The 14694-nt window shown below is 59.7% G+C and carries 18 protein-coding genes; 7 read left to right on the forward strand and 11 right to left on the reverse strand.

Features of this window, described 5'->3' with window-relative positions:
* The gene (tldD, locus tag P3G59_RS04345) at positions 1 to 1443 is read left to right on the forward strand and encodes a metalloprotease TldD (RefSeq protein WP_007915374.1); all 1443 of its coding nucleotides are present in this window, start codon (positions 1 to 3) and stop codon (positions 1441 to 1443) included.
* A gap of 102 nt (positions 1444 to 1545) precedes the next feature.
* On the opposite strand, the gene yjgA is transcribed toward tldD, so the two are convergent.
* Positions 1546 to 2070, reverse strand: a complete 525-nt coding sequence (yjgA, locus tag P3G59_RS04350; protein WP_007915377.1) for a ribosome biogenesis factor YjgA — start codon at positions 2068 to 2070, stop codon at positions 1546 to 1548.
* Between the two features lie 102 nt (positions 2071 to 2172).
* Here yjgA and pmbA point away from each other — a divergent pair, with 102 nt between their 5' ends.
* The 6 genes from pmbA (at position 2173) to P3G59_RS04380 (ending at position 7514) form a co-directional block, all read left to right on the forward strand.
* Entirely contained in the window at positions 2173 to 3525 is a 1353-nt protein-coding gene (gene pmbA / locus P3G59_RS04355) for a metalloprotease PmbA (RefSeq protein ID WP_174244432.1), read from the forward strand.
* 219 nt (positions 3526 to 3744) lie between these two features.
* Positions 3745 to 4152: a FagA protein gene (locus P3G59_RS04360; protein ID WP_277760587.1), complete on the forward strand. Its 408-nt coding sequence runs from the start codon at positions 3745 to 3747 to the stop codon at positions 4150 to 4152.
* Positions 4133 to 5509: a class II fumarate hydratase gene (locus P3G59_RS04365; RefSeq protein WP_277760588.1), complete on the forward strand. Its 1377-nt coding sequence runs from the start codon at positions 4133 to 4135 to the stop codon at positions 5507 to 5509. Before P3G59_RS04360 ends, P3G59_RS04365 begins: the two co-directional genes overlap by 20 nt.
* Before the next feature lie 27 nt (positions 5510 to 5536).
* On the forward strand, positions 5537 to 5977 hold the full coding sequence (locus P3G59_RS04370; RefSeq protein WP_277760589.1) for a hypothetical protein: 441 nt from the start codon (positions 5537 to 5539) through the stop codon (positions 5975 to 5977).
* 1 nt (position 5978) lies between these two features.
* Entirely contained in the window at positions 5979 to 6590 is a 612-nt protein-coding gene (locus tag P3G59_RS04375; RefSeq protein ID WP_277762114.1) for a superoxide dismutase, read from the forward strand.
* Positions 6591 to 6620: 30 nt separating this feature from the next.
* A complete protein-coding gene (locus P3G59_RS04380; RefSeq protein ID WP_277760590.1) occupies positions 6621 to 7514 on the forward strand; it encodes a ZIP family metal transporter in 894 nt (297 codons plus the stop codon).
* A 106-nt stretch (positions 7515 to 7620) separates the two neighbouring features.
* On the opposite strand, the gene P3G59_RS04385 is transcribed toward P3G59_RS04380, so the two are convergent.
* The 10 genes from P3G59_RS04385 to P3G59_RS04430 all read right to left on the reverse strand — a co-directional run bounded on the left by P3G59_RS04385 (position 7621) and on the right by P3G59_RS04430 (position 14648).
* Positions 7621 to 7896 carry an HPr family phosphocarrier protein gene (locus P3G59_RS04385; RefSeq protein WP_008085079.1) on the reverse strand — a complete coding sequence of 92 codons (276 nt, stop codon included), beginning with the start codon at positions 7894 to 7896 and terminating at the stop codon, positions 7621 to 7623.
* A 15-nt stretch (positions 7897 to 7911) separates the two neighbouring features.
* Positions 7912 to 8769: an RNase adapter RapZ gene (gene rapZ / locus P3G59_RS04390; protein ID WP_242205280.1), complete on the reverse strand. Its 858-nt coding sequence runs from the start codon at positions 8767 to 8769 to the stop codon at positions 7912 to 7914.
* Between the two features lie 2 nt (positions 8770 to 8771).
* The gene (ptsN, locus tag P3G59_RS04395) at positions 8772 to 9236 is read right to left on the reverse strand and encodes a PTS IIA-like nitrogen regulatory protein PtsN (protein ID WP_122597938.1); all 465 of its coding nucleotides are present in this window, start codon (positions 9234 to 9236) and stop codon (positions 8772 to 8774) included.
* Positions 9237 to 9248: 12 nt separating this feature from the next.
* Positions 9249 to 9557 carry a ribosome-associated translation inhibitor RaiA gene (gene raiA / locus P3G59_RS04400; RefSeq protein WP_007912419.1) on the reverse strand — a complete coding sequence of 103 codons (309 nt, stop codon included), beginning with the start codon at positions 9555 to 9557 and terminating at the stop codon, positions 9249 to 9251.
* Between the two features lie 73 nt (positions 9558 to 9630).
* Positions 9631 to 11124 carry an RNA polymerase factor sigma-54 gene (locus tag P3G59_RS04405; protein ID WP_277760592.1) on the reverse strand — a complete coding sequence of 498 codons (1494 nt, stop codon included), beginning with the start codon at positions 11122 to 11124 and terminating at the stop codon, positions 9631 to 9633.
* Between the two features lie 187 nt (positions 11125 to 11311).
* Entirely contained in the window at positions 11312 to 12037 is a 726-nt protein-coding gene (gene lptB / locus P3G59_RS04410; protein ID WP_201227965.1) for an LPS export ABC transporter ATP-binding protein, read from the reverse strand.
* Complete coding sequence (gene lptA, locus P3G59_RS04415; protein WP_034154485.1) at positions 12037 to 12582, reverse strand: lipopolysaccharide transport periplasmic protein LptA; 546 nt, start codon at positions 12580 to 12582, stop codon at positions 12037 to 12039. The genes lptB and lptA overlap by 1 nt, the downstream gene beginning before the upstream one ends.
* Complete coding sequence (lptC, locus tag P3G59_RS04420) at positions 12569 to 13141, reverse strand: LPS export ABC transporter periplasmic protein LptC (protein WP_103303116.1); 573 nt, start codon at positions 13139 to 13141, stop codon at positions 12569 to 12571. The genes lptA and lptC overlap by 14 nt, the downstream gene beginning before the upstream one ends.
* Positions 13142 to 13149: 8 nt before the next feature.
* Positions 13150 to 13674: an HAD family hydrolase gene (locus tag P3G59_RS04425; protein ID WP_007912407.1), complete on the reverse strand. Its 525-nt coding sequence runs from the start codon at positions 13672 to 13674 to the stop codon at positions 13150 to 13152.
* Positions 13674 to 14648 (reverse strand): KpsF/GutQ family sugar-phosphate isomerase, encoded by a 975-nt coding sequence (locus tag P3G59_RS04430; protein ID WP_277760593.1) that lies wholly within the window; start codon positions 14646 to 14648, stop codon positions 13674 to 13676. Before P3G59_RS04430 ends, P3G59_RS04425 begins: the two co-directional genes overlap by 1 nt.
* Positions 14649 to 14694 lie beyond the last annotated feature (46 nt).

A 14694-nucleotide genomic window follows, 5' to 3' on the forward strand; every position in this document is an offset into this window, starting at 1 on the left:
ATGAGCGAGTTGTTGTCCTCAGTCAGTGATCACCTGTTGGCGCCCGGTGGCGTGACGATCGAGAGCCTGCAAGGCGTTCTCGGCGATCTGGCCGGCCCCGGCATCGATGCTGCCGACTTGTATTTCCAGGGCCAGATCTCCGAGTCGTGGGCGCTCGAAGACGGCATCGTCAAGGAAGGCAGCTTCAACCTCGACCAGGGTGTCGGCGTGCGGGCGCAGTCCGGTGAGAAAACCGGCTTTGCCTACAGCAACGCGATCACCCTCGAAGCCCTCGGTGCAGCGGCCCGTGCCGCGCGTTCGATTTCCCGAGCCGGGCAGAACGGCACGGTGCAGGCCTTCACCACGCAGGATGTCGCACAGTTATACGCGCCGGATAACCCGTTGGAAGTGCTGACTCGTGCCGAGAAAGTCGAGCTGCTCAAGCGCATCGATGTGGCGACCCGTGCACTCGACCCGCGTATCCAGCAAGTCAGCGTCAGCATGGCCGGTGTCTGGGAACGCATTCTGGTGGCGTCCACCGACGGCGGGCTGGCGGCGGATGTGCGACCTCTGGTGCGTTTCAACGTCAGCGTGATTGTTGAGCAAAATGGTCGTCGCGAGCGCGGCGGGCATGGCGGCGGCGGGCGCACCGATTACCGTTATTTCCTCGCCGAAGACCGTGCCATGGGCTACGCCCGTGAAGCGTTGCGTCAGGCGCTGGTGAATCTGGAAGCGATCCCTGCGCCGGCCGGTACGTTGCCGGTGGTGTTGGGTTCGGGCTGGTCTGGTGTGCTGTTGCACGAAGCGGTCGGCCACGGCCTGGAAGGCGATTTCAACCGCAAGGGCAGTTCGGCCTACAGCGGTCGCATGGGCGAAATGGTTGCGTCGAAGCTCTGCACCATCGTCGATGACGGCACCCTGAGTGGTCGTCGCGGCTCGCTGAGTGTCGACGACGAAGGCACGCCGACCGAGTGCACCACGCTGATTGAAAACGGCGTCCTCAAGGGTTACATGCAGGACAAGCTCAACGCGCGTCTGATGGGCGTGGCCCGTACCGGTAACGGTCGCCGTGAGTCCTACGCGCACCTGCCGATGCCACGCATGACCAACACTTACATGCTGGGTGGCGAAAGCGATCCGGCGGAAATCATCGCGTCGGTGAAGAAAGGCATCTACTGCGCCAACCTCGGCGGCGGTCAGGTCGACATCACCAGCGGCAAGTTCGTGTTCTCCACCAGCGAGGCGTACCTGATCGAAGACGGCAAGATCACCGCGCCGGTCAAAGGCGCGACGTTGATCGGCAACGGCCCCGAGGCGATGAGCCGGGTGTCGATGGTCGGTAACGATCTGGCGCTGGACAGCGGTGTGGGCACGTGTGGCAAGGATGGGCAGTCGGTGCCGGTAGGCGTGGGTCAGCCGACGCTGAAAATCGATGCGATCACCGTGGGTGGTACGGGCGCATAAACAAACGTGTGTAGGAGCTGCCGAAGGCTGCGATCTTTTGATCTTGTTATAACAATCAAAGTCAAAAGATCGCAGCCTGCGGCAGCTCCTACAGGGATGAGATCAACGCAGTCCGCGTTGAGTCTCGTCCAGCTCACGGATGTACTTGAAGATCTTGCGGCTGGAAGCAGGAGGTTTGTTTTGCGCAACCTCATGCTGAGCCTGACGGATCAGGGAACGCAGTTGCTGGCGATCGGCGTCCGGGTACTCGACGACGAATTTCTCCAGCACGGCATCGTCGCCTGCGATCAGGCGATCACGCCAGCGTTCGAGATTGTGGAAACGCTCGTTGTACTGACGAGTCGAGGCATCGAGTTGATCGAGCAGCGTGAGAATCGCGTCAGTGTCCTGATCGCGCATCAGTTTGCCGATGAACTGCAAGTGCCGTTTACGCGCGATGTTCGCGGTGTGCTTGGGCGCATCGGCCAGCGCCCGGCGCATAGCGTCGGTCAACGGCAGTTTTGCGATCAAGTCAGGCTTGAGTGTGGTCAGGCGCTCGCCGAGGTCAACCAGAGCATGCAGCTCGCGTTTGACCTGAGATTTGCTTTTTTCTCCCGTATCGAGGGAGTCGTCGTAAGAATCAACCATGGTGGCAGTCCGCAAAGAAACGCCGCCATGATAACCAGTCGGGGGCCGCTTGTCCGGCCCGGTCGCTCGATGACCCCAGCCGAAAGCAGAATTTGAGTGGAGATGAGCATGAGTGCAGTTGAAAGCGTCGGCCCGCAGGCATTGCCGGCACTGCAGGAACAAGTCGAGCAGATCATCGCCGAAGCCAAGCGTCAGGGCGCCAGTGCCTGTGAAGTCGCGGTGTCGCTGGAGCAGGGGCTGTCGACCTCGGTGCGCCAGCGCGAAGTCGAAACCGTTGAATTCAACCGCGATCAGGGATTTGGCATCACGCTGTACGTGGGCCAGCGCAAAGGCTCGGCCAGCACCTCGGCAACCGGCCCGGATGCGATTCGCGAGACCGTCGCAGCGGCACTGGCCATCGCCAAACACACGTCCGAAGACGAAGCCTCGGGTCTCGCAGATGCGGCGTTGATGGCCAAGGAGCAGCACGATTTCGATCTGTTCCACGAGTGGGACATCACGCCGGAGCAGGCCATCGAGAAGGCCCTGCTCTGTGAAGCCGCGGCCTTTGACGCCGATGCGCGGATCAAGAACGCTGACGGCACCACGCTGAGTACGCATCAGGGCTGTCGCGTGTACGGCAACAGCCACGGGTTCATTGGTGGCTACGCCTCGACCCGACACAGCTTGAGTTGCGTGATGATCGCCGAGGCTGATGGCCAGATGCAGCGCGATTACTGGTACGACGTGAGCCGTCAGGGCAGTCTGCTGGCGGATCCGGTGAGCATCGGCCAGCGTGCTGCGCAACGGGCTGCGAGCCGTTTGGGCGCGCGCCCGGTACCGACGTGCGAGGTGCCGGTGCTGTTTTCCGCAGAGTTGGCGGGCGGCTTGTTCGGCAGTTTCCTCTCGGCGGTGTCGGGCGGCAGTCTGTATCGCAAGTCGTCGTTCCTTGAAGGCACCCTAGGGCAGAAGTTGTTTCCGGAGTGGCTGACCATCGATGAGCGTCCGCACCTGATGCGCGCCATGGGCAGCGCCTCGTATGACGGGGATGGCCTGGCAACGTACGCCAAACCGTTCGTCGAAAAGGGCGAGTTGGTGTCGTACATCCTCGGCACGTACTCCGGGCGCAAACTCGGCATGCCAAGCACGGCCAACGCTGGTGGGGTGCATAACCTGTTCGTTACCCATGGTGATGAAGACCAGGCGGCGCTGTTGAAGCGTATGGGCCGTGGCTTGTTGGTCACCGAATTGATGGGCCATGGCCTGAACATGGTCACCGGCGATTATTCGCGTGGGGCGGCGGGTTTCTGGGTGGAAAACGGCGAAATCCAGTTCGCGGTGCAGGAAGTGACCATCGCCGGCAACATGCGCGACATGTTCAAGCAGATTGTTGCTGTGGGTAATGACCTGGAGCTGCGTAGCAACATCCGCACCGGCTCTGTGTTGATTGAACGAATGACCGTCGCGGGCAGCTAAGCCCCCGGTCGCTCTGCAAAAAGGCGCGCCATCGCATCAGATGGCGCGCCTTTTTTGTGTCTGCGGTGCAGGCGCTGCCGAAGGCTGCGATCCTTTGATCTGACCTTTAAAAAACAAAATCAAAAGATCGCAGCCTTCGGCAGCTCCTACAAAGGTGCTCTTGTTTTGGTTCTCATTATCATCTAATAATAAATCTCATTATCGGATGAGCCCCGGATCATGAGTTCTGTCTTGCACGAGCAGCCGTACCTCGAAAGCTGGCGCTGGATGAGTCGCCAGATCCGTTGCGCGATGGATCCTGACGAGCCGCGCGTGATTGAACATTACTTGGCCGAAGGCCGGTATCTGGCCTGTTGTACGGCCACTTCTCCCTGGACCATCGCTGAAACCTCCTTCCGTCTTCTGCTCGACACGGCCACCGACATCGCGTTGCCGTGGCACTGGCGCAGCGTCTGTCTCGATCAAGCCTGGCGCCCGTTGCGTGAAATGGAGCGCCTGTCCCTGTGCAACTGCCGGCTCCAGCGCTGGCAACGCTACACCTGGCAGCTCGCCACTTGCGAGTTGCTTCCCTCGATTTCTCTCATTGAATTAGTCCAAGGATCTACCGATGACCAAGACACGTATTGAGCGCGACAGCATGGGCGAACTTCAGGTGCCGGTGAACGCTCTCTACGGCGCGCAAACCCAGCGCGCAGTGGATAATTTCCCGATCAGCGGCAAGCCGATGCCGACGCAATTCATTCGCGCACTGATCCTCGCCAAAGCCGCTGCCGCCCGCGCCAACGTTGAACTCAAGCAGATCACAGCGGCTCAGGGCAAAGCCATCAGCGACGCCGCGCAAGGCCTGCTCGAAGGCGATTTCATGCAGCATTTTCCGGTGGATATCTTCCAGACCGGTTCCGGCACCAGTTCCAACATGAACGCCAATGAAGTGATCGCTACTTTGGCCAGTCGCCTGCTCGATGAGCCGGTGAATGCCAATGATCACGTCAACTGCGGCCAGAGCAGCAACGACATCATCCCGACCACCATCCACGTCAGCGCCGCGCTGGCCCTGCACGAACAATTGCTGCCGGCGCTGCTGCACCTGGTGCAAGTGATCGAGCACAAGGCCGGGCAAGTGCATCACCACGTCAAAACCGGCCGCACGCATTTGATGGACGCGATGCCGGTGCGCATGAGCCAGGTGCTTAACGGCTGGGCGCAGCAACTCAAAGCCAACATCGCTCACCTGCAGGATTTGCTGCCAAGCCTGCAATCCCTGGCGCAGGGTGGCACGGCGGTCGGCACCGGGATCAACGCACATCCTGAATTCGCCGCTCGTTTCAGTCGTCAACTGAGCCAACTGACTGACGTGCAATTCATCCCGGGCAAGGATCTGTTCGCGCTGATCGGCTCGCAGGACACCGCCGTCGCCGTCTCCGGTCAGCTAAAAGCCACCGCTGTGTCGTTGATGAAAATCGCCAACGACCTGCGCTGGATGAACTCCGGCCCGCTCGCTGGCCTCGGCGAAATCGAACTGGAAGCGTTGCAACCGGGCTCGTCGATCATGCCGGGCAAGGTCAATCCGGTGATCCCGGAAGCCACCGCCATGGTGGCCGCGCAAGTCATCGGTAACGATTCGGTGATCACTATCGCCGGCCAGTCGGGCAACTTCGAACTCAACGTGATGTTGCCGATCATCGCGCAAAACCTGTTGAGCAGCATCGAACTGCTGGCCAACTCCAGCCGTCTGCTCGGCGACAAAGCCATCGCCAGCTTCAAGGTCAACGAGTCGCGCTTGAAAGAGGCGCTATCGCGCAACCCGATTCTGGTCACCGCGCTCAACCCGATCATCGGTTACCAGAAAGCCGCCGAAATCGCCAAGCAGGCCTACAAGGAAGGCCGCGCCGTGATCGACGTCGCACTGGAACACACCGACCTGTCGCGCAGCCAACTGGAAGAGTTGCTCAACCCCGAGAAACTCACCGCCGGCGGCGTGTAAACCCTGCTACCGCTTTGGAGGCTCACCATGGAGCACTGGAAACGCACGATCGAACGGGCCAATCGCTGCTTCATGCTCGGCGAACTGATCGACGCCCGTGAGGCTTACCTGCAAGCCCTGGCTCTGGCGCAAGTGTTGTACGAGCGCTGGGCAGATGCCGATGAAGCGGTGGCGGCCTGCGTCATCTCCCACCACAACCTGGCCGACTTGCACTTGCGCCTGAATCAGCCGGAGGAGAGCGCCGAATACCTCTGCGCCATCCACCAACGGCTGTTGCAAACCATGCAGGACGAGCGCCTGCGCCCGGCGCTGCGTGAAGCGGCGCTGCGCCAGAGCAGCAAGACCTACGTTGAACTGCTGAATTTCATCAGCGAACACGGCGAATACCCGCGCACCCAGCGCCTGCTGCACCCGGATACCGGCAATGCGCGCCGCGCGCCTGCCTCACTTCACCATGGAGTTCATTGAAATGGCTTTTACCTTGCCTGCCTTGCCTTACGCCTATGACGCACTGGAACCGCACATCGATGCGCAGACCATGGAGATCCACTACACCAAGCATCACCAGACCTACATCAACAACCTCAACGCGGCGGTAGAAGGCACGGAATACGCCGAATGGCCGGTGGAAAAACTCGTCGCCAGCGTCAAGGAACTACCGGAAAAACTCCGTGCGGCGGTGATCAATCAGGGCGGCGGCCACGCTAACCATTCGTTGTTCTGGGAAGTGATGGTGCCAGGCGGTGGCGGCAAACCGGATGGCGCGCTGGCCAAGGCGATTGATGAGCAACTGGGCGGCCTCGACAGTTTCAAGGAAGCCTTCACCAAAGCCGCACTGACTCGCTTCGGTAGCGGCTGGGCCTGGCTCAGCGTCACCCCGGAGAAAAAACTGATCGTGGAAAGCAGCGGCAATCAGGACAGCCCGTTGATGAACGGCAACACGCCGATTCTCGGTCTCGACGTGTGGGAGCACGCCTATTACCTGCGTTATCAGAACCGTCGTCCGGAATATATCAGCGCGTTCTACAACGTGATCAATTGGCCTGAAGTTGCTGCGCGCTATCAGGCCGCACTGGTTTAAGTCTTCTATAAAAACAATCCAAGGCTGACTATGGGCACTGAAACACTGGCGATCGGAAGTGGGCGTATGTTTCGTTACGCAGTGGGATCGCTATTGCTGTTGGCGGGCATGACGTTGCTGGTTGCCCACGGACTGGAATGGCTGAATCTGGAACCGAGACTGTCGCGGGCGTTGCAGGGCGGCGCGATCTGCGCCCTCGGCACGGCGCTTGGCGCTGTCCCGGTGCTGGTGATTCGGCACATGCCCCAGGCACTCAGCGATACCTTGCTGGGTTTTGGTGCCGGGGTGATGCTGGCGGCGACGGCGTTTTCGCTGATCGTGCCGGGCATTGCTGCCGCCGAAAGCCTGGGCCTGACAGCGTGGTCATCCAGTGGCCTGATTTGCTTCGGCATCATGCTTGGAGCATTCGGGCTGTATCTGGTCGATCGTCAGTTGTCCGCAGCCACGCCGGAAACGCTGGTGGGCACGCCGGAGCATCCGGTAATTGCGCCGCGGATCTGGCTGTTCGTATTTGCCATCATTGCCCATAACATTCCTGAAGGCATGGCCGTTGGCGTTTCCGCCGGCGGCAGCATGCCGGATGCGGACAGCCTGGCCATGGGCATCGCCCTGCAGGATGTGCCGGAAGGTCTGGTGATTGCGCTGGTGTTGGCCGGGGCGGGGATGTCGCGGGTCAAAGCGTTTTTGATTGGCGCGGCATCAGGTCTGGTCGAGCCGGTGTTTGCGTTGCTGTGTGCGTGGCTGGTCAGTCTGGCGCAGGTATTGTTGCCATTGGGACTGGCACTGGCGGCGGGGGCGATGTTGCTGGTAGTGACTCACGAGGTCATCCCGGAATCACGACGTCATGGTCATGACAAACTGGCGAGTCTTGGCTTGTTGATCGGGTTTTGTCTGATGATGGTGATGGATACCGCGTTGGGTTGAAGATCAAAAGATCGCAGCCTGCGGCAGCTCCTACATTGGAATGCATTCCCTGTAGGAGCTGCCGAAGGCTCGGGCCGCGTTCGGACGATCTTTTGATGTTGGCCTGTCAGCCGCCTTCGTCGAAGTAGTTGTTGATCAACGCCACCAGCGCATCCAGCGCTTCCTGTTCCTGATGTCCTTCAGTGCTCAGATAGATTTTGGTGCCCTTGCCAGCCGCCAGCATCATCATCGCCATGATGCTTTTGCCATCAACCGTGGTCTCTGGTGTACGACCCACTCTGATCGTGCAATCCGGATACTGCCCAGCCACCCCGACAAACTTGGCCGACGCACGTGCATGCAACCCCAATTTATTGATGATTTCGATTTCCAGAGCAGGCATCGCGGTGTGAATCCTTTAAGTGAGGTCGCGGTGGCGAACCTGGACGTTCTTCAGGGTTTTCTGCAGGGCCTGACCCAGACGTTCGGTCAGGTAGACGGAGCGGTGATGCCCGCCGGTGCAGCCAATGGCAATGGTGACGTAGGCGCGGTTGCTCGCAGCGAAGCGTGGCAGCCACTTGTGCAGGTAGGTGAAGATGTCCTGAAACATTTCTTCGACCTCTGGCTGTGCGGCCAGGTATTCAGCCACCGGGGCATCCAGACCTGATTGCGCGCGCAGTTCCGGCTTCCAGTACGGATTGGGCAGGCAGCGCACATCGAAGACCAGATCCGCGTCTACCGGCATGCCGCGCTTGAAGCCGAATGACTCGACCAGAAACGCCGTGCCCGGCTCCGGCTGATTCAGCAAGCGCAGCTTGATGGTGTCGCGCAACTGGTACAGGTTCAGATTGGTGGTGTTGATTTTCAGGTCGGCGAGGTCGGCGATCGGGCCGAGCAGGGCGGTTTCGTCCTGGATCGCCTCGGCCAGCGAGCGGTTGGCGTTGCTCAGCGGATGGCGACGGCGAGTCTCGGAAAAGCGCTTGAGCAGGGTTTCTTCGTCGGCGTCCAGATACAGGACATCGCACTGGATGTGCTTGGCCCGGACATCTTCAAGCAGCTCGGGAAAGCGCGTCAGGTGACTCGGCAGGTTGCGCGCATCGATCGATACGGCCACCAGCGGTTGCGCCAGCTCAGTGTGAATCAGCGCGCGTTCGGCCAGTTCCGGCAGCAAGCCTGCCGGCAGGTTGTCGATGCAGTAATAGCCGTTGTCCTCAAGGACATCCAGAGCGGTACTTTTACCCGAGCCGGAACGGCCGCTGACGATGATCAAGCGCATGATTAATGCCCGTTCTGCTCGCTCAGGACGACCTGATACAAGGCTTCGCTACTCGGTGCGCTGCGCAGTTTTTCGCGCACTTCCTTACGATCCAGCATGCTGGCGATCTGGCGCAGTAACTCCAGGTGTGCATCGGTGGCAGCTTCCGGGACCAGCAAAACAAACAGCAGGTCAACCGGAGCGCCGTCAATGGCGTCGAAATCGATCGGAGCATCAAGGTGCATCAGCGCACTGATCGGCGCTTCGCAACCCTTGAGGCGGCAATGGGGGATGGCGATGCCGTTACCAAAACCGGTGGAACCGAGTTTTTCACGGGCAATCAACGCCTCGAAGACATCCTGCATGGCCAGATCCGGCACTTCGCGGGCGATCAGGTTGGCAATTTGTTCGAGGGCTTTCTTTTTACTGCCGCCCGGCACGTTCACGAGGGAACGGCCGGGGGTCAGGATACTTTCAAGTCGGATCATGGGTTAGGGATGTTAACGACCGGTCGCGCCCTGGAGGAGGCTCTGGGTCTTTTCCTTATGCTTTTTGAGTTGGCGATCCAGCTTGTCGGTGAGTGAGTCGATCGCAGCGTACATGTCAGTATCTTCTGCGTTGGCGACCACTTCGCTGCCGGGTATATGCAAGGTGGCTTCGATTTTCTGCTTCAGCTTTTCGACGCACATCGTGACTTGCACGTTGGTGATTTTGTCGAAATGTCGCTCCAGTCGTTGGAGTTTTTCCTCGATGTAGGAACGCAGAGGTTGGGTCACTTCCAGTTGGTGTCCACTGATGTTGACTTGCATACAGCTTCTCCTTCGTTGCCAGTGCATAAAGCGGCAGGCTGGATAGCCTGCCACTGGAACGCTGTAACGTGGCTTACATCAACCGCTTGCGTTCGCTCGAAGGCGCGATCCCGAGGGATTCGCGGTACTTGGCGACGGTGCGGCGAGCCACCTGAATGCCTTGTGCCTCCAGTAAACCAGCGATCTTGCTGTCACTCAACGGCTTTTTCTGATTTTCCGCGGCAACCAGTTTCTTGATGATCGCGCGGATCGCCGTGGACGAGCATTCGCCGCCTTCGGAGGTGCTGACGTGGCTGGAGAAAAAGTATTTCAGTTCATAAATACCGCGCGGGGTATGCATGAATTTCTGCGTGGTCACCCGGGAAATCGTTGATTCATGCATGCCGACCGCTTCGGCGATGTCATGCAGGACCAACGGCTTCATGGCTTCGTCGCCGTACTCCAGAAAACCGCGCTGATGCTCGACGATCTGGGTGGCAACTTTCATCAGGGTTTCGTTGCGGCTCTGCAGGCTCTTGATGAACCAGCGGGCTTCCTGCAACTGATTGCGCATGAAGGTGTTGTCGGCGCTGGTGTCGGCACGACGGACGAAACCGGCGTACTGGGCGTTGACGCGCAAGCGTGGCACCGATTCCTGATTGAGTTCGACCAGCCAGCGCTCGTTGTCCTTGCGCACGATGACGTCAGGGACGACGTATTCGGCTTCGGTTGACTCGATCTGCGAACCCGGGCGCGGATTCAGGCTCTGCACCAGTTCGATGACCTGGCGCAGTTCGTCTTCCTTGAGCTTCATCCGGCGCATCAACTGGCTGTAGTCGCGGCTGCCGAGCAGGTCGATATAGTCGGTGACCAGACGTTTGGCTTCCGCCAGCCATGGGGTCTTGGCAGGCAACTGGCGCAACTGCAGCAGCAAGCACTCGCCGAGGTTGCGGGCGCCGATACCGGCTGGTTCAAATTGTTGAATGCGGTGCAGGACGGCTTCGATTTCGTCCAGTTCGATGTCCAGTTCCGGATCGAACGCTTCGAGGATTTCCTCGAGGGTTTCATCCAGGTAGCCCTGATTGTTGATGCAATCAATCAGGGTCACGGCGATCAGGCGATCGGTGTCGGACATCGGTGCAAGGTTCAGTTGCCAAAGCAGGTGGCTTTGCAGGCTCTCGCCGGCGGAGGTGCGGGTGGTGAAGTCCCACTCGTCATCATCGCTGCTTGGCAGGCTGCTGGCACTGGTCTGGTAGACGTCTTCCCAGGCGGTGTCGACCGGAAGCTCGTTGGGGATGCGCTCGTTCCATTCGCCCTCCTCGAGGTTATCCACCGTCGGGGCAGTTTCCTGATAGGACGGTTCCTGGATCTCGGTATTGGGCTTCTGCTCGGCGTTGTCAGCCAAGGGGTCGGAATTGTCGAAGTCGTCGCCTTCTTCCTGGCGTTCGAGCATCGGATTGGATTCCAGAGCCTCCTGGATTTCCTGTTGCAGATCCAGGGTCGACAATTGGAGCAGACGGATGGCCTGTTGCAGCTGCGGTGTCATCGTCAGCTGCTGGCCCATTCTCAAGACTAGCGATGGTTTCATGGCAGGGGCTTAACACCTTATTCGCCGGCGCTATGCGCCATCCACTACAGGGCGCCGAAGCGCCAAACTTAAGCAAATTATATGCCTGAAACTGAAGTGTTTGCCTAGAGCGCTGTAACAATTAAAGCGTATTAAATCCTGCTTGAATCGATACAGCGCCCGGGCGGCGCACCGGGCACTGTTGCGCTTACAGGCGGAACTCGTGGCCCAGATACACTTCCTTGACCAGATCGTTGGCCAGGATGGTCTCTGCATCGCCCTCGGCAATCAACTGACCGTCGTTGACGATGTAAGCGGTTTCGCAGATATCCAGCGTCTCACGGACGTTGTGGTCGGTGATCAGTACACCAATGCCCTTGGCCTTGAGGTGGTGGATGATCTGCTTGATGTCGCCGACGGAAATCGGGTCGACACCGGCGAACGGTTCGTCGAGCAGGATGAATTTCGGTGCCGTTGCCAGCGCGCGAGCGATCTCCACACGGCGGCGCTCACCACCGGACAGGCTCATGCCGAGGTTGTCGCGGATGTGGGTGATGTGGAATTCCTGCAGCAGGCTTTCCAGCTCCTTGCGACGGCCGGCCTTGTCGAGCTCCTGGCGGGTCTCGAGGATGGCCATGATGTTGTCGGCCACCGACAGTTTGCGGAAGATCGACGCTTCTTGCGGCAGGTAGCCGATCCCGGCCTTTGCACGACCGTGCATCGGCTGGTGGCTGACGTCCAGATCATCGATCAGCACGCGGCCCTGATCGGCCTGTACCAGGCCGACGATCATGTAGAAGCAGGTCGTCTTGCCGGCGCCGTTCGGGCCGAGCAGGCCGACGATCTGGCCGCTGTCGATCGACAGGCTGACATCACGCACGACCTGGCGGCTTTTATAGGCCTTGGCCAGGTGCTGAGCTTTCAGAGTTGCCATTACTGGGTTTTCTCGTCGGTTTTCTTCTTCGGCTGGATCACCATATCGATGCGCGGACGCGCTTCGGTGACCTTGCTGCCGGTAGCGCGACCGGCGCTGGCCAGTTTCTTCACGGTGTCATAGACGATTTTCTCGCCCTGAGTCGTGTTGTTGTCCTTGTCGACCACCTTGGCCTTGTCGATCAGCACAACGCGGTTCTGCGCGGCGTGGTACTGGATCGTCACGCCCCAGCCCTGAACCGGCTTGGTGTCGCCAGCGGTCTGCAGTTGTTCGAAGTAGGCGAGGTTGCCCACCGACGTCACGACATCGATATCGCCAGCCGGGGTGCGGGTGATGGTCACGGTATTACCGGTCACCTTCATCGAGCCCTGGGTGATGATCACGTCACCCTTGTAGGTGGCGATGCCGTTCTTGTCGTCCAGTTGGGCGTCGTCGGCCTGAATGCGGATAGGTTGCTGCTGATCGTTCGGCAGAGCCCAGGCGCTCACGCTTCCCAGTGCTGCGCCCAGACTGAGCAAAATAGGGAGGGTTTTAACGAGCCTCATACTGTCCTCTTACGTTCGATAGCAGGTGTATCCTGCTTTCCTTCAGGTACGCTTTCATTCCAACGCCAGTCGATACACCGCCAGCGCCGTCGATTCTAACGGGTTGCTCGGTCTGCGCATATTGCTCCTGAGGGAACACGGTCATGCGCGTGGAGGTAACCAACAGATCGCGGTTCTGCTCATCGGTGCGCTTGATGCGTACCGAATCGATCAATTCGACTTGGGTGCCGCCCGAATTCACTTCGCCACGCTCGCTGGTCACGTGCCACGGAAACTCCGTTCCGCGGTACATGTTCAGGTCGGGCTTGGTGACCAGAGTGATATCGGTTGCCTTGACGTGCTCGGCCTTGTCGGAGGTCATTTCATACTGCACTTTGCCGTCCGGCAGATATTGCAGGGTATGCGTGTTGGTTGCATACCAGTCGATAGGCGTTTCGACCGACGTCACCGGTGGCTTGTCGAGGAAGCGTTCCGGACTGATGTTCCAGTAGCCCACCGCGGCGAATATCGCCGCGATACAGCCGAACAGCAGGAAGTTGCGAAATTTTTTGCTAAACATGGTTTGGCTCACAGGTACGCGGCGTTGGCCGCATCGAGGCGGCCCTGGGCGCGCAGGATCAATTCGCAGAATTCGCGGGCGGCCCCTTCGCCACCACGGGCGCGGGTTACGCCATGGGCGTGCTCGCGGACGAAATCGGCGGCGTTGGCGACGGCCATGCCCAGGCCAACACGGCGAATCACCGGCAGGTCAGGCAGATCGTCACCGAGGTAGGCGACTTCTTCATAGCTTAGGCCCAGTTGCTCAAGCAGGCCGTCGAGAACGACCAATTTGTCTTCGCGGCCCTGAAACAGGTGGGGAATTCCCAGGTTTTTCGCTCGACGTTCAACGACGGGTGTCTTGCGGCCGCTGATGATAGCGGTCTGCACGCCGGCGTTCATCAGCATTTTGATGCCTTGACCGTCGAGGGTGTTGAAGGTCTTGAACTCGCTACCGTCTTCAAGGAAGTACAGGCGACCGTCGGTGAGGACGCCGTCGACGTCGAAAACCGCCAGTTTGATCGCTTTGCCGCGTTGCAGCAGATCGTTGCTCATTACATGACTCCTGCACGCAGCAGATCGGAGAGGTTGAAGGCGCCGACCGGGCGGTCTTCCTCGTCTACGACTACCAATGCGTTGATTCGGTGGTCTTCCATGATTTTCAGGGCTTCGGCGGCCAGCATTTCCGGGCGGGCAGTCTTGCCGTGAGCGGTCATGACCTGGTCGATGGTGGCGCTGCGGATGTCAATGCTGCGGTCCAGCGTGCGGCGCAAGTCGCCGTCAGTGAAAATCCCGGCGAGTGTACCGTCAGTTTCAAGGATAACGGTCATGCCCAGACCTTTACGGGTCATTTCCATCAGTGCGTCCTTGAGCAGCGTGCCGCGCTGTACTTGCGGCAACTCCTGCCCGGCGTGCATGACGTTTTCCACTTTCAGCAACAGGCGACGACCGAGCGCGCCGCCCGGGTGGGAGAAGGCGAAGTCTTCGGCGGTGAAACCGCGTGCTTCCAGGAGCGCGACGGCCAGCGCATCGCCCATGACCAGTGCCGCTGTCGTCGACGAGGTCGGGGCCAGGTTCAGCGGGCAGGCTTCGTGTTCGACGTGAACGTTGAGATTGACTTCGGCCGCCTTGGCCAGTGGCGATTGCGGGTTGCCGGTGACGCTGATCAGCTGGATGCCCAGACGTTTGATCAGCGGCAGCAAGGTCACGATTTCATTGGTCGAGCCGGAGTTCGACAGGGCCAGGATCACGTCATCGCGAGTGATCATGCCCATGTCGCCATGGCTGGCTTCGGCCGGGTGGACAAAAAAGGCCGGGGTGCCGGTGCTGGCCAGGGTCGCGGCAATCTTGTTGCCGATGTGCCCGGATTTGCCCATGCCAACCACGACCACACGGCCTTTGCTGGCCAGAATCATCTCGCAAGCGCGTACGAAATCGGCGTCGATATGGGGCAGCAAGCCTTGTACGGCTTCCACTTCGAGTTGGATGGTGCGTTGTGCCGATTGAATCAGGTCGCTGGATTGGCTCATGTCAGAAATCGTATAGCCCGATGAAAAGGCGGCGATTATAGCGGTT

This window comes from Pseudomonas sp. A34-9 (assembly GCF_029543085.1).
Taxonomy (GTDB): domain Bacteria; phylum Pseudomonadota; class Gammaproteobacteria; order Pseudomonadales; family Pseudomonadaceae; genus Aquipseudomonas.